The following is a 13,308-nucleotide window of genomic DNA, read 5'->3' as shown; positions in this document are numbered from 1 at the left end:
TCAGGAAGCCGCTGCGAGAACCTCGTCGAGTAGCGTCTCGGCCTTACCGTCATCGGTGCCCTCGGCGAGCGCGAGCTCCCCGACCAGAATCTGCCGGGCCTTGGCGAGCATGCGCTTCTCACCCGCGGACAGGCCGCGGTCCTGCTCCCGCCGCCACAAATCGCGCACGACCTCGGCCACCTTGTTCACATCACCGGAGGCGAGCTTCTCCAGATTGGCCTTGTACCGCCGCGACCAGTTGGTCGGCTCCTCGGTATGCGGTGCGCGTAGCACCTGGAAGACTCGGTCGAGCCCCTCCTGGCCGACAACATCACGCACACCGACGTCGTCGGCGTTCTCCGCGGGAACGCGAACAGTCAGATCGCCCTGGGCGACCTTCAGGACCAGATACTCTTTTTGCTCACCCTTGATGGTGCGAGTCTCGATTGCTTCGATCAGCGCCGCTCCATGGTGGGGGTAAACGACGGTGTCTCCGACCTTAAACATCATGTGTCCCGTGCCCCTTTCGATGTTCACAGTTTAACATGCGACTCGGTAACGGCGCGATCAACTGTGCAGGTCAGGGCCACAACGAGGCAACCGGGGGACTTGACAGACGTTAAGTGGTGTGCATTACCTTGTGCCAGAACGAGTTATCGCCTGGCCACACCGGCCCCCGGTCACTCCGGCGATCCGGCACCCGTTCCGCAAACCTCGAAAATCAACCGAACTGTTACCGGCCCGAAAGGTGTCGGCACCGACGCTGCCCGCGCCACCGCGCGGGCTGTGGAGCACAGCCCGTACGGCGACTCGGCGCGAGTTGACACAGCCCCCGCGCCCGGGCCGCCGAGGGAACTACTACGCTGCCTAGTTACTACGCTCCCGAGCAGAGCGGAGCCCGGTCGACTGGAGGGACAACCCGTGACTGCCCTGAACGCTGTGACCGCCCCGAAGGGGGCGCGACGTCGTATGGTGCCGGTTGCTGCACTCGCCGCCGGAGCGGTGCTCGCACTGTCAGGCTGCGGCGCGGGTCAGATCTCGCAGACCGCGAGCCAGGTCGCCGCCGTGAACGGCAACCGAGCCGACGTCGGAAGCATCGCGCTGCGAAACGTGCACATCGTGTACCCGGCCGAAGGCACCGAGTACACCAACGCCAAGGGCGGCAAGGCGGTCATCGCGCTGTCCTTCATCAACAACAGCGAGTACGGCTCCGACGAACTGGTCGGCGTCACCACGGACCTCGGCCCCGTCGAGATCACCCCGGCCACGGGTGAATCCACTGTCGAACTCGGCCCGCAGCAGATAGTCGTCGCGCAGAGCCTGCCTGGCGAGCACGACGCCGATTCGGCCACCACCGACTCACAAGACGCCGACCACCAGGACTCCGAGGCAGGCGAGACCACCGCCGACGACCCGGAGAGCAATCCGGTCCTCATCGAGATCACCGACCTGTCCGAGGACATCACCCCCGGCCTGACCTACGACATCTCGTTCGACTTCGAGAAGAACGGCACCGTCCAGCTCTCGGTGCCCGTCGACGCGGGTATCCACACCGAACGGCACGAATCCGACCTTTCCAGGTCCAGCGAAGGCGGATATCAGGGCGGTCACTGACCGGACCACTTGTCGTACCCGTTACGTAGGGTGCGCGTGTGGCTGCGCGCATGGCAAAGACCAAACCGATCTTCCGATGCTCCGCATGCTCCCACGAAGTCGCCAAATGGGTAGGCAAATGCCCCGGGTGCGGGGCGTGGGGAACCGTCGACGCGGTGGTCGCGGAGCCGGGTACGGCGGGCGCGGGCGGCCGTAAGGCGATGCTGCCGAGCACAGCGGCAGCACCGATTTCGCAGATCGATTCCCAGGTCACCAAGGCCAGGGCCACCGGAGTCGGCGAGCTCGACCGGGTGCTCGGCGGCGGCGTCGTACCCGGTTCGGTTGTGCTGTTGTCCGGTGAGCCCGGCGTCGGCAAGTCGACGCTCCTGCTCGAGGTAGCGCACCGGTGGGCGGCGCAGCGTGACGAGAAATCGCTGTATGTCACCGCGGAGGAATCGGCGGGACAGGTCCGGCTACGTGCCGACCGCACCGGAGCGGTGCACGATCGGGTCTATCTGGCCTCGGAATCGGATCTGTCCATCGTGTTCGGGCATATCGAACAGGTACACCCCAGCCTGCTCGTGGTCGACTCGGTACAGACCATGCTCGCCCCGGAAGCCGATGGCGTGATCGGCGGCGTCACTCAGGTACGCGCGGTGACCATCGCACTGACTTCGCTCGCCAAGGCGAGCGGGATCGCGGTGCTCATGGTCGGGCACGTCACCAAGGACGGCAATGTCGCGGGCCCGCGCACACTCGAACACCTGGTGGACGTGGTCCTGCAATTCGAGGGAGATAAAAACTCCACGCTGCGGATGGTGCGCGGCATCAAGAATCGTTTCGGCAGTACCGATGAGGTCGGTTGTTTCGAACTGCACGAGGACGGGATCGCCTGCGTCGACGATCCTTCCGGTCTGTTCCTGCACCACCGGACCGATTCGGTACCAGGCACCGCGGTAACCGTCGCTATGGACGGCAAACGACCACTGGTCGGTGAGGTGCAGGGCCTGACGGTGAAAACCGAGATCCCGCAACCCCGCCGCGCGGTGAGCGGATTGGACTACAACCGGGTGGCCATGGTGCTGGCCGTCTTACAGAGCCGCGGACGGGTGTTCCTCGGTAAGAACGATGTCTACGCCGCGACAGTCGGCGGTATGCGGCTGGCCGAGCCTGCCGCCGATCTGGCCATCGCACTGGCGATAGCCAGTGCCGAAGCCGATATCGCCCTCCCCCCCGGCTGGGTGATTCTCGGCGAAGTCGGACTGGCAGGCGAGGTTCGTAAGGTAACCGGCCTGGCCCGCAGACTAGCCGAGGCCGAACGCCTCGGTTTCACCACCGCTCTGGTCCCCCCTGGCTCGGCGCCGATGAAAAGCACCATGAAGATCCACGAAGTCAACGATATCCGCGCCGCGATCCGGATAGCGGGCCTGCGCGCACGACGTGCCGCACGCGAAGAAGCAAGAGGCTGAACAGCAAACGCGCACCACTCAGGCGAGGTTGAACGGCTCGGCCGCACTACGCACCGTGCCGAGTTGCGCCACAACGTTGTACGCCCCCGGCGGCACTTGTACACGCTCACCCGCACAACCAGGCCGCGAAGTGGAACCCGACCAGGTCACCGTGAACGCTGCCTGCTCACCACGATTCATCGTTCGCACATCGGGATTGCCATCCGGATAGCAATCCGCGCTCGACCACAACCGCTGCCTGCCATCGAGCGTGTATACCGAAACATGCTGCAGGCCAGAACCCATATCGCGAGTACACGTCACCGTCGAGATATTGGTGATGACAATCCCGAACACCGGGCGCTCGCCGAGCCGATAGGTGGGCTGCTCGACTGTCACTTTGATCGCGAGTGACTGATCCGGGCACGGTTCCGCCGCCACAACGCCGGTGGCCACCGCGGGCGGTTCCGGTGTGTCCGAATCGTCCTCGGTGGCCGATGGCTCGACCGCCGAGGACGAGGTGGAGCCTGCGGCAGTGGCCTCATCGGGCGTATCGTCACCGCCCGCGATCACGAGTACGAGCCAAACCACCAGTGCGAGAATGATGACCAGAATTCCGACGGCGAGCGCACGGCGACGCCAATAGATCTCCGGTGGCAGCGGTCCATTCGGTTCCAGCACGCCTCAACGGTAAGGGCACGATTGGGCATAGCGTCTCAGGGGTACGGTGTGTCGGCCATGCGCACTCACCGGCGCCGGGTAGATTCCGGCAGCGCTTCGAGCGCAAAGCTCCTGGCAGCATGCCTCGGCCAGGAGCGCGATACCGCCGTGCCCAGCTCAGGCCACTTCGCCGATATTGCCGATGACTCGGTGCAGTTTCACTTGCCCCTCGGCCAGCTTGTAGGTTACGCAGGCGATCGCGCACTCACCGGCCTCGACTCGCTGCGAGATGATCATCGAGCGCTGCATGAGCAAGTGGCTGGTCTCCACCACGTGCCTGGCCTCGATCTCGTCGACGGTGGACAGACCTTCGCGCCTACCGATCAGAATGGATGGCGTGACTCGCTCCACCACACTCCGGATGAACCCGCCGGGAACCTCGCCGCCGTCGAGCGCGTCGATGGTCGCCTGCACCGCACCGCAGCTGTCATGTCCGAGCACCACGATGAGCGGCACTTCGAGCACATGCACCCCGTACTCGATCGAGCCGAGCACCGAGCTGTCGACCACATGCCCCGCGGTACGCACCACGAACATGTCCCCGAGACCTCGGTCGAAGATCAACTCGGCGGCGACCCTGGAGTCACCGCAACCGAAGACGATCGCGTGCGGGTGCTGTCCGCTGACGAGTTTGGCTCGGTCGGCCGCGCCCTGACCAGGGTGCAGCAGCGCGCCGTTGACGAAGCGCTCGTTGCCCTCTCGCAGGGATTTCCAGGCGCTGATCGGTGTGGAACCAGGCATGTCGACCATTGTGCACAAGGGTTGCGCTACTGGCGAGTTCAATTGGTTATAAGTGAGCAAATGTCACCGCATAGCGACAGAACGGGAATAGTGAGGGTAGTGCGCAACAGCACGGCGAAGGACATCGACCCGGACATACTGCTGGACTGGTACCGGGAGAACGCGCGTGCGCTGCCGTGGCGGGAGCCGGGCACCACCGCATGGCAGATCTTGCTGAGCGAGATCATGCTGCAGCAAACACCGGTCGCGCGGGTCGAGCCGATCTGGCGGGAATGGGTAGTGCGCTGGCCGGTGCCATCGGCGCTGGCCGCCTCCGTACCGGCCGAAGTCTTGCGCGCCTGGGGCAAGCTCGGCTATCCGCGCCGGGCACTGCGACTGCACGAATGTGCCAGAGTGCTGGCCACCGAGCACAACGACGAGGTCCCCGCTGACGTGCAGGTATTGCTCGGCTTGCCCGGTATCGGCGCGTATACCGCGCGCGCCGTCGCGTGCTTCGCCTACGGTCAGCGAGTTCCGGTGGTCGACACCAATGTCCGCAGGGTGGTCGCCAGAGCGGTGCACGGGCGGGCGGAGGCCGGTAATCCGGCCGCGCGCGACCTTCCCGAGACCGAAGCCCTGCTGCCGCGCCGAGCCGACCGTGCCGCCGTATTCTCCGCGGCTCTGATGGAGTTCGGCGCGACCGTGTGCACCGCGCGCACCCCGGACTGTGCCCGCTGTCCGCTCACCCACTGCGCATGGGTCGCCGCGGGCAAACCGGCTACCGAGGTGGTCCGCCGCACCCAGAAGTACGAAGGCACCGACCGCCAGGCCCGAGGTCGCCTATTGGACGTCCTTCGCCGCGCCAGCGGCCCGGTCGAGCGGGTACGCCTGGATCTGGCGTGGACCCACGACCATGGACAACGTGCCCGCGCTCTGGACTCGCTGCTGGTGGACGGCCTGATCGAACAGACTCGGGACGGGCTGTTCGCACTCGCGGGCGAAGGCGGCCACGACGCGCACACCGACTGAGCCCGCCCCTCCGCCGGGACGGTTCAGTCGCGCAGCACGTACCGCAGGAAACGCTCGACCTCAGCTCGATACCGCTCGGGCTGATCGTCGTGCACGAGATGCCCCGCTCCGGGGACCAAGACGTAAGCAGCGTCCGGATGCGCCGCGGCCATCTGCCGCATCTGCCCCGGCGGGGTGATGCTGTACTCACCCTCCAACAGCAGCGCGGGCACCCGCACGGCGTGCCACTGCTGCCAGAAATCCCGCCTTCCCCACTCCTCGGAGATATCGCGGAAAGTGGTGACCGAGCCGTGCAACCGGTACCCATCCGGCCCGCACTCGAACGAGTTCAAGAAGTACCGCCCCGCTACCGGGCCGAAGTACGCGAGCACGGCCTCGGCGTCAGGAAACGGCTGCGGCCATGCCTCGATCATCGCGGCCCAGTGCGCGGCGGTGCGACCGGTGAAATCCGGCGCGAGATCCTCGACCACCAGCGCCCGCACCCGCTGCGGGTAACTCGCCGCGAACACCCAGCCGTGCAGCGCGCCCATCGAATGGCCGATCACCACCATCGGCTCGGTGATCTCGCTGGTGTGCGCGGCCAGATCCGCGACGAATGCCTCAGTGGTCAGTTCCCCTGGCGCGGGCCTGCCGTGCCCTGCGGCATCGAAGGTATAGACATGGCCGAAATCGCGCAGCCAGTCCAGCTGCTCACACCAAGTGCGCGCACTTCCCATCAGGCCATGCAGCAGGAGGATCGGCGCGCCTGCTCCGCCTTCGTCATGCAACATCGGTTCGACAATACGAGATCCAGCCCATAGGAGATACTGCGTGCCCGCCCAGCGCCAACCGCTAGCGTGGAGGCATGGCTGTTGTGAAGATCAACGCGATCGAGATCCCCGAGGGCGCGGGGCCCGAGCTGGAGAAGCGGTTCGCCCACCGTGCGCACGCGGTCGAGGGCTCACCCGGCTTCCTCGGCTTCCAACTGCTCCGGCCGATCGCCGGGGAGAACCGGTATTTCGTCGTCACCCAATGGGATTCGGAGGAATCATTCGCGGCATGGCGCGATGGCCCCGCCAGGGAGGCGCATGCGGGCGAGCAGCGCAAACCAGTAGCGACGGGGGCGTCGCTACTCGAATTCGAAGTAGTGCTCGACGTCACGGCGAAGCCGTCGAACTGACGTCGAACCGAGTGAGCGAAGCCGGCCGGGCGGGCCCGCACCTGGTAACGACTCGCCCGGCGCTGTGGTGCGCCCCTGCCGGATGTGTTGACGCAGGGTATGTGCGGATGTCACAGTTCGAGGGACAAACGCGAGGGTGATGCGGTAATTCCGGTGAGATTCCGGAGCGGTCGCGCCACTGTGTTCCATGCATCGAGTCCGGTGCCGGAAAAGCCAGACACCGGCACCGTCGCACCACCACCCGATGGGACGCGTATCCCAAGGAGGACTCGAATGGCTATCGCGTACTCGCCGAGCAGGGAAACCGATTCCCTGGCCACTGTGCTCACCACAGTCGGTGTCGTTCTTCTCGCACTGCTCACGCTCTACCTGGTCGGATTCGATCAGGGCGCCATCTCGCGCAGCGGGATGTACCTGCATGAGCTGATGCACGACGGACGCCACCTACTGGGGCTTCCGTGCCACTGAAAGGTTCGCTCACAACATTGCTGCTGCGCGGCCTGCTGGCAGGCCTGATCGCCGGAATGCTGGCCGCGACAGTCGGCTTCTTCATCGGCGAGCCCAAGGTGGAGGCCGCGATCGCCATCGAAGAAGCAGGCTCGGCTACCGAGCCCGCCGAATCCGCGGACGGGCATTCCCACGGGGCCGAGGCCTCGTCGGGAGGGCATTCCCACCAGGCCGAAGCACCATCGGGCGGGCATTCCCATGGCGGCGAAGAGCCGATGGTGAGCCGCACCGGCCAGAAGTTCGGGCAATTCCTCGCGCTGGGGCTGGCCGGGCTCGCGTTCGGTGCCATCTACGCCTCGGTCGTGCATATCGCGCGGCGCTACACCACACTGTCCGGGCCGCGGCTCGCACTGGCAGTAGGCGCTGCCTGCTGGGCAGCGATCGTCGCGGTGCCTTTCTTCAAATACCCGGCCAATCCGCCCGCGGTGGGGGATCCGGACACCATCAACGAGCGCACCCTGCTGTGGTTGGTTGCGATACTGCTCGGCATCGTGGCGGTAGCCGCGGCGATCGCGGCGGCCACCGCGCTGCGCGCACAGTTGCCCACAGTGCGGCTGATCGGCGGTGTCGCGGCATTCATCCTGGTGACCACGCTCGGCTACATCCTGCTACCGGGAGTGAACGAAGTGGGGGCGGATTTCCCGGCCACCCTGCTGTGGGAGTTCCGGGTGGCTTCGCTGGCCCAGACCACAACACTATGGGTCTGCCTCGCTCTGGGCTTCGCGGCGCTCACCGAGTTCGCGACACGCACGGATACTCCGGTTCCGGCGACAGCCGCTACCACGAGCTGATCAGTATCCGCTCCTGCTGAGGCAGTGCCGGTTCCCACGAACCGGCACTGCCTTTTCTTCATACGGGAAATACCGCGGCGGTGTCCTATACGAGAGCCGCGTCGAGCGTGATGTGGTCCACACCTGCCAACGCCTTGCTTACCGGACAGCCCGCCTTGGCGGCCTCGGCCGCGGCGTGGAAGGCATCGGCATCGATGCCGGAGACCCGGCCACGGACGGTGAGCTTGCTCCCGGTGATCCGGAAGCCACCTGCCGGATCCGGACCGAGGGTGACCTCCGCGGTGACGTCCAGGCTTTCCGGAGTGCCACCCGCATTGCCGATCTGCGCCGAGAGCGCCATCGCATAGCACGAGGAATGCGCGGCCGCGATCAACTCTTCCGGGCTGGTGGTGCCGTCGGCCGACTCGGCGGAACGCTTGGGGAACGACACGTCATACTTACCGACCCCGGAGCTGGTCAGCTCGACCTGCCCCGATCCCTCTTGCAGAGTTCCGGACCAGGCGGTACGCGCGGTACGTGTGGGCATCACGATCCTTTCGCCGATGATCGTTCGATGATTCAGCATGAACCTACCCGGTGGGCTTCCCCCGGCCCACCGGTTCGCCGATCGCCGCACCGCCTCTAGAACTGTCACGCCGGGTTGATGATTCTGGTCGGCACGACCCCGCTGAGGATCAGTGCGGGCTCAGTTCCGAGCAGATCAGCGATGCGCTGCGGCGGATCGCGGAAACCGTTCTCGGCGAGCGGTGAACAGCGAAGCGAGCGCATGATCACGTGCGTCTGGTCGGTTACTCGGAATCCTGCGACGGGCCATCTGCGCGATACCGCCACAGGCGGACGGCGAGTCTCGGTTCTGCCGCATAGGCTACGTGGGTGCGGGTGGTAACGATGACGGATCGGAGTTCGGCAGGCGTGGATTGGGGGATCGCGCTTATCGTGGCCGTAGTGCAAGTGGTCGGGGGCACTTTCGCGAATACACGGCAGACCGGAGTGCACTCGCTCGACACCATTGGATACCTGCTACTGCTCGCCGGGCCGGTGGCACTGCTCCTGCGCCGGGTGTGGCCGTTACCGGTGCTGCTCGTGGTCTCGGCCGGGTGCCTGGTGTTCTTCCTGCGTGACTACGGATACGGGCCGATCTTCGTCTCGTTGATCGTCGCCTTTGTGACTGCAGCGAGTAGCCGATCCCGTTGGTGGACTTACCCACTCGTTCCACTCGGTTGCCTCGCCCTGGTCTGGCCGCTGCCCTCGCTGCTCGGCAGGCCCACCGAGCTGGGGCAGATCGTCGTATTGTCGGCGTGCTCGGCTGTGCTGCTATCGGTGACCGAAGCGCTTCGCCAGCGCAAAGCGGCGCTCATCGCCCAGGAACAGCACGCTGAGGCCGTGCGCAGGGGCGAGCGAGCGCAGCAAGAGTGGCGAGCCGGTACGGAGCGTCTGGTCCTCGCCCGCGACCTGCACCATATGCTCGCGCACCGCCTGTCGATTATCGATATGCAGTCCTCGACGGCGCTGGAGCTACTCGACAAACGACCTGAGCGGGCACAGACAGTACTGACCGCGATCAGGACCTCGAGCCGTGACGCGCTCACCGAGATACGCACACTGCTCCACAGAATCAGCTCCGACACAGTGCCGATGCCCGATGATCCCACCGACACGGCGGACACCGCAGGCCGGGGCCACACCGGCTCCGATCCGCAGCGCCCGCGCATTTCTCCTGCGACCGCACGTGACACACCGCAGAACAGCGGTTCCGGCCGGGCCACGGCTAAGCCGGCGGCCGCGCAGCCCCCACCCGCCCCGCCCACTCCCGCACCGAGCATCGGCGACCTGGAGGAGCTCGTGCAGCGCTTGGGTACTACCGGGCTGACGGTCGATACCCGAGTGCTCGGCACCCCGCAGCAACTGCCGAACGTCATCGACACGGCGGCGGCGCGGATAATCCAGGAGTCGTTGACCAATGTGCTCCGGCACGCGCCGGGCGCCGCGGCCACAGTCGCGGTGCGCTACACCGCGGATTCGGTCGACATCACCATCGACAACACCCGCCCGACCACCGTCCCATCGCGTTCCGAGAACAACGGCGGCAACGGCATCATCAGCATGCGTGAGCGGGCACATGCGCTCGGTGGCGCACTGACGGCTGGTCCGCGCCCCAGCGGCGGATTCAGGGTCGCGGCACGGCTACCCACCCTGGTTCCTGAGCCGGGCGCAGCAGAACCCGATACCGCAACCACAGCGACAACACCGAGCCCGAACCACCCCTAACCGGCCATTCGGGTTCGAATGCGCCCGAACGCGGTCAGGACGGCACCGGAGCCGATGAGCACACACCACGATGCCACGCTGATCGTTGTACCGAACTCGGCCGGTGCCTGATCCCCCGCCCAGCACACACAAGGGGGCCCGTATCACCACAGTGGTGATACGGGCCCCCTTGTGTTCGCGATTTACTCGCTTGCGGCCGCGTCGGTAGCGCCTTCGGACGCACCGGTCAGTACGACTTCCGGCTTGTCCTCGCCTGCCTTGGTCAGCTTCGCCTTACCGGTGAAGGTGAACTTGGCATCCTCACCGGAGCCTTCGCCGTCCCAACCTTCCACATCCACGGAGATGACCTGCCCCGGACCGATCTCGCCGAAGAGGATCTTCTCCGACAGCTGGTCCTCGATCTCCCGCTGGATGGTGCGGCGCAACGGCCGTGCCCCGAGCACCGGGTCGAAGCCACGCTTGGCCAGCAGGCTCTTGGCGGTCGGGGTGAGTTCGATCGCCATGTCCTTGTTCTTCAGCTGGGTGGCGACCCGACCGATCATCAGATCCACCATCTCGACGATCTGCTCGTTGGTGAGCTGGTGGAAGACGATCACATCGTCGATACGGTTGAGGAACTCCGGCCGGAAATGCTTCTTCAGCTCATCGTTGACCTTGAGCTTCATCCGCTCGTAGTTCGAGCCCTCGCTGTTGGACTGCGAGAAGCCGAGACCGACAGCCTTCGAGATATCCGCGGTACCGAGGTTCGAGGTGAAGATCAGCACCGTGTTCTTGAAGTCGACCGTCCTGCCCTGACCATCGGTGAGACGGCCGTCCTCCAGGACCTGCAACAGGGTGTTGTAGATCTCCTGGTGGGCCTTCTCGATCTCGTCGAACAGCACGACCGAGAACGGCTTGCGGCGCACCTTCTCGGTGAGCTGGCCGCCTTCCTCGTAGCCGACGTAGCCCGGAGGGGCACCGAACAGCCGCGAGGCGGTGAACCGGTCGTGGAACTCGCCCATATCGATCTGGATGAGCGCGTCGTCGTCACCGAACAGGAAGTTCGCCAGCGCCTTGGACAGCTCGGTCTTACCCACACCGGACGGACCGGCGAAGATGAACGAGCCGGACGGACGCTTGGGATCCTTCAGCCCGGCCCTGGTACGGCGGATCGCCTTGGAGACGGCCTTGACGGCGTCCTCCTGGCCGATGATCCGCTTGTGCAGTTCGTCCTCCATCCGGAGCAGACGAGTGGTCTCCTCCTCGGTGAGCTTGAACACCGGGATACCGGTCCAGTTCGCCAGCACCTCGGCGATCTGCTCGTCGTCGACTTCGGCGACGACATCCAGATCGCCGGATCGCCACTGCTTCTCCCGCTCGGCCCGCTTGGCGACGAGCTGCTTCTCCTTATCGCGCAAGCGCGCGGCCTTCTCGAAGTCCTGCGCGTCGATCGCGGACTCCTTCTCCCGGCGTGCCTCGGCGATCTTGTCGTCGAACTCCCGCAGGTCCGGCGGCGCGGTCATCCGACGAATGCGCATTCTGGCGCCCGCCTCGTCGATCAGGTCGATCGCCTTGTCCGGTAGGAACCGGTCGTTGATGTAGCGGTCGGCCAGTGTCGCCGCGGCCACAAGGGCGCCGTCGGTAATGGAGACCCGGTGGTGGGCCTCGTAGCGGTCACGCAGACCCTTGAGGATGTTGATGGTGTGCTCGACGGTCGGCTCACCCACCTGTACCGGCTGGAACCGGCGCTCGAGGGCGGCGTCCTTCTCGATGTACTTGCGGTACTCGTCGAGAGTTGTCGCACCGATGGTCTGCAACTCACCGCGGGCCAGCTTCGGCTTCAGGATCGAGGCCGCGTCGATAGCGCCCTCGGCGGCGCCGGCACCGACCAGCGTATGCAGCTCGTCGATGAACAGGATGATGTCGCCGCGGGTGTTGATCTCCTTGAGCACCTTCTTCAGACGCTCTTCGAAGTCACCGCGGTAGCGGCTGCCCGCGACCAGAGAACCCAGATCGAGGGTGTAGAGCTGCTTGTCCTTCAGCGTCTCCGGAACCTCGCCGTTGACGATGGCCTGCGCGAGACCCTCGACCACGGCAGTCTTACCGACGCCGGGCTCGCCGATCAGCACCGGGTTGTTCTTGGTGCGGCGGCTGAGCACCTGCATGACCCGCTCGATTTCCTTGGCCCGGCCGATGACCGGGTCGAGCTTGCCCTCCAACGCGGCCTGGGTCAGGTTACGACCGAACTGGTCGAGCACCAGCGAGGTGGACGGAGTACCCGCCTCACCACGCGAGCCGGATTCGACCGGCTCTTTGCCCTGATATCCGGACAGCAGCTGGATGACCTGCTGACGCACGCGGTTGAGATCGGCGCCCAGCTTCACCAGCACCTGGGCTGCCACACCCTCGCCCTCGCGGATCAGCCCCAGCAGGATGTGCTCGGTGCCGATGTAGTTGTGGCCGAGCTGCAAAGCCTCACGGAGGCTCAGCTCGAGCACCTTCTTGGCACGCGGGGTGAACGGAATGTGACCGGACGGAGCCTGCTGCCCCTGACCGATGATCTCCTCCACCTGGCTGCGCACGCCTTCCAGCGAGATGCCGAGCGACTCCAACGACTTGGCCGCGACACCCTCGCCCTCGTGGATCAGCCCCAGCAGGATGTGCTCGGTGCCGATGTAGTTGTGGTTGAGCATCCTGGCCTCTTCCTGGGCCAAGACGACGACACGCCTCGCGCGGTCGGTGAACCTCTCGAACATCGCTCCCTCACTCTCCTGCTCCGACATTCTGGCAACAGACGCCGCCTGCGCTGTCTACAACCGTGGGCGTCAACCTGCCATGAAGCCCGGGGGTTGCGGCCCCCACCTCCCACTCTAGTTGGCGGAGGATGCCACCGTCGCTAGTCCACCCTATTGCCGACCCGCGACAGCACCGTCATTCACTCATAACGCGGACGTCGCGGCATTCGTTTCCGGCCCAGTTTTGCCCTCAGCGAACAGAGCACCCGGCGGTCGGGACGGCTGCCTACCCGGTGAACGGGGGGATGAACTCGCAGGGCACCGGACGTGGATGCGCGGGATCGAGCGCATTGAGCACATAGGCGGCAGCCCGTGGACTG

14 protein-coding genes and 1 riboswitch are annotated in these 13,308 nt (G+C 65.7%); of the genes, 7 read left to right on the top strand and 7 right to left on the bottom strand.

Annotated features, from left to right (window positions below; genetic code table 11):
• Positions 1 to 489 carry a CarD family transcriptional regulator gene (locus tag ACL02S_RS17595; protein ID WP_028476308.1) on the bottom strand — a complete coding sequence of 163 codons (489 nt, stop codon included), beginning with the start codon at positions 487 to 489 and terminating at the stop codon, positions 1 to 3.
• Between the two features lie 429 nt (positions 490 to 918).
• On the opposite strand from ACL02S_RS17595, the gene ACL02S_RS17590 reads away from it, so the two are divergent.
• Both ACL02S_RS17590 and radA read left to right on the top strand, forming a co-directional pair.
• Positions 919 to 1,593 (top strand): copper chaperone PCu(A)C domain-containing protein, encoded by a 675-nt coding sequence (locus ACL02S_RS17590; protein ID WP_412803526.1) that lies wholly within the window; start codon positions 919 to 921, stop codon positions 1,591 to 1,593.
• 50 nt (positions 1,594 to 1,643) lie between these two features.
• Positions 1,644 to 3,041 (top strand): DNA repair protein RadA, encoded by a 1,398-nt coding sequence (radA, locus tag ACL02S_RS17585; protein ID WP_412803631.1) that lies wholly within the window; start codon positions 1,644 to 1,646, stop codon positions 3,039 to 3,041.
• An 18-nt stretch (positions 3,042 to 3,059) separates the two neighbouring features.
• Here radA and ACL02S_RS17580 read toward each other — a convergent pair whose 3' ends face one another.
• Together ACL02S_RS17580 and ACL02S_RS17575 are read right to left on the bottom strand one after the other, a co-directional pair.
• On the bottom strand, positions 3,060 to 3,701 hold the full coding sequence (locus ACL02S_RS17580) for a hypothetical protein (RefSeq protein ID WP_412803525.1): 642 nt from the start codon (positions 3,699 to 3,701) through the stop codon (positions 3,060 to 3,062).
• A gap of 156 nt (positions 3,702 to 3,857) precedes the next feature.
• On the bottom strand, positions 3,858 to 4,481 hold the full coding sequence (locus tag ACL02S_RS17575) for a carbonic anhydrase (protein ID WP_412803524.1): 624 nt from the start codon (positions 4,479 to 4,481) through the stop codon (positions 3,858 to 3,860).
• A gap of 99 nt (positions 4,482 to 4,580) precedes the next feature.
• On the opposite strand from ACL02S_RS17575, the gene ACL02S_RS17570 reads away from it, so the two are divergent.
• Positions 4,581 to 5,489: an HhH-GPD family protein gene (locus ACL02S_RS17570; protein ID WP_412803523.1), complete on the top strand. Its 909-nt coding sequence runs from the start codon at positions 4,581 to 4,583 to the stop codon at positions 5,487 to 5,489.
• 23 nt (positions 5,490 to 5,512) lie between these two features.
• Here the strand turns inward: ACL02S_RS17570 and ACL02S_RS17565 are convergent, their stop codons facing one another.
• On the bottom strand, positions 5,513 to 6,259 hold the full coding sequence (locus tag ACL02S_RS17565; protein WP_412803522.1) for an alpha/beta fold hydrolase: 747 nt from the start codon (positions 6,257 to 6,259) through the stop codon (positions 5,513 to 5,515).
• A 74-nt stretch (positions 6,260 to 6,333) separates the two neighbouring features.
• Between ACL02S_RS17565 and ACL02S_RS17560 the strand changes: the two genes are divergently transcribed.
• The 3 genes from ACL02S_RS17560 to ACL02S_RS17550 all read left to right on the top strand — a co-directional run bounded on the left by ACL02S_RS17560 (position 6,334) and on the right by ACL02S_RS17550 (position 7,946).
• A complete protein-coding gene (locus ACL02S_RS17560) occupies positions 6,334 to 6,648 on the top strand; it encodes an antibiotic biosynthesis monooxygenase family protein (RefSeq protein ID WP_412803521.1) in 315 nt (104 codons plus the stop codon).
• A 90-nt stretch (positions 6,649 to 6,738) separates the two neighbouring features.
• Positions 6,739 to 6,891, top strand: a riboswitch (cobalamin riboswitch).
• 30 nt (positions 6,892 to 6,921) lie between these two features.
• Positions 6,922 to 7,116, top strand: coding sequence for a CbtB domain-containing protein (locus ACL02S_RS17555; RefSeq protein WP_412803520.1), 195 nt, complete (start codon positions 6,922 to 6,924; stop codon positions 7,114 to 7,116).
• Positions 7,107 to 7,946 carry a CbtA family protein gene (locus tag ACL02S_RS17550; RefSeq protein ID WP_412803519.1) on the top strand — a complete coding sequence of 280 codons (840 nt, stop codon included), beginning with the start codon at positions 7,107 to 7,109 and terminating at the stop codon, positions 7,944 to 7,946. Before ACL02S_RS17555 ends, ACL02S_RS17550 begins: the two co-directional genes overlap by 10 nt.
• 85 nt (positions 7,947 to 8,031) lie before the next feature.
• Here the strand turns inward: ACL02S_RS17550 and ACL02S_RS17545 are convergent, their stop codons facing one another.
• Both ACL02S_RS17545 and ACL02S_RS17540 read right to left on the bottom strand, forming a co-directional pair.
• Entirely contained in the window at positions 8,032 to 8,472 is a 441-nt protein-coding gene (locus tag ACL02S_RS17545) for an OsmC family peroxiredoxin (protein WP_412803518.1), read from the bottom strand.
• A 104-nt stretch (positions 8,473 to 8,576) separates the two neighbouring features.
• Positions 8,577 to 8,714, bottom strand: a complete 138-nt coding sequence (locus tag ACL02S_RS17540) for a hypothetical protein (protein ID WP_412803517.1) — start codon at positions 8,712 to 8,714, stop codon at positions 8,577 to 8,579.
• 120 nt (positions 8,715 to 8,834) lie between these two features.
• On the opposite strand from ACL02S_RS17540, the gene ACL02S_RS17535 reads away from it, so the two are divergent.
• Entirely contained in the window at positions 8,835 to 10,214 is a 1,380-nt protein-coding gene (locus tag ACL02S_RS17535) for a sensor histidine kinase (RefSeq protein WP_412803516.1), read from the top strand.
• A 182-nt stretch (positions 10,215 to 10,396) separates the two neighbouring features.
• Here ACL02S_RS17535 and ACL02S_RS17530 read toward each other — a convergent pair whose 3' ends face one another.
• Complete coding sequence (locus ACL02S_RS17530) at positions 10,397 to 12,949, bottom strand: ATP-dependent Clp protease ATP-binding subunit (protein ID WP_412803515.1); 2,553 nt, start codon at positions 12,947 to 12,949, stop codon at positions 10,397 to 10,399.
• Positions 12,950 to 13,308: the final 359 nt, after the last annotated feature.

The sequence above is a fragment of the Nocardia spongicola genome, from assembly GCF_047200775.1.
Classification (GTDB): domain Bacteria; phylum Actinomycetota; class Actinomycetes; order Mycobacteriales; family Mycobacteriaceae; genus Nocardia.
The sequence above is the reverse complement of the archived record's forward strand: the minus strand, read 5'-3'. Positions and strand labels throughout refer to the sequence as shown.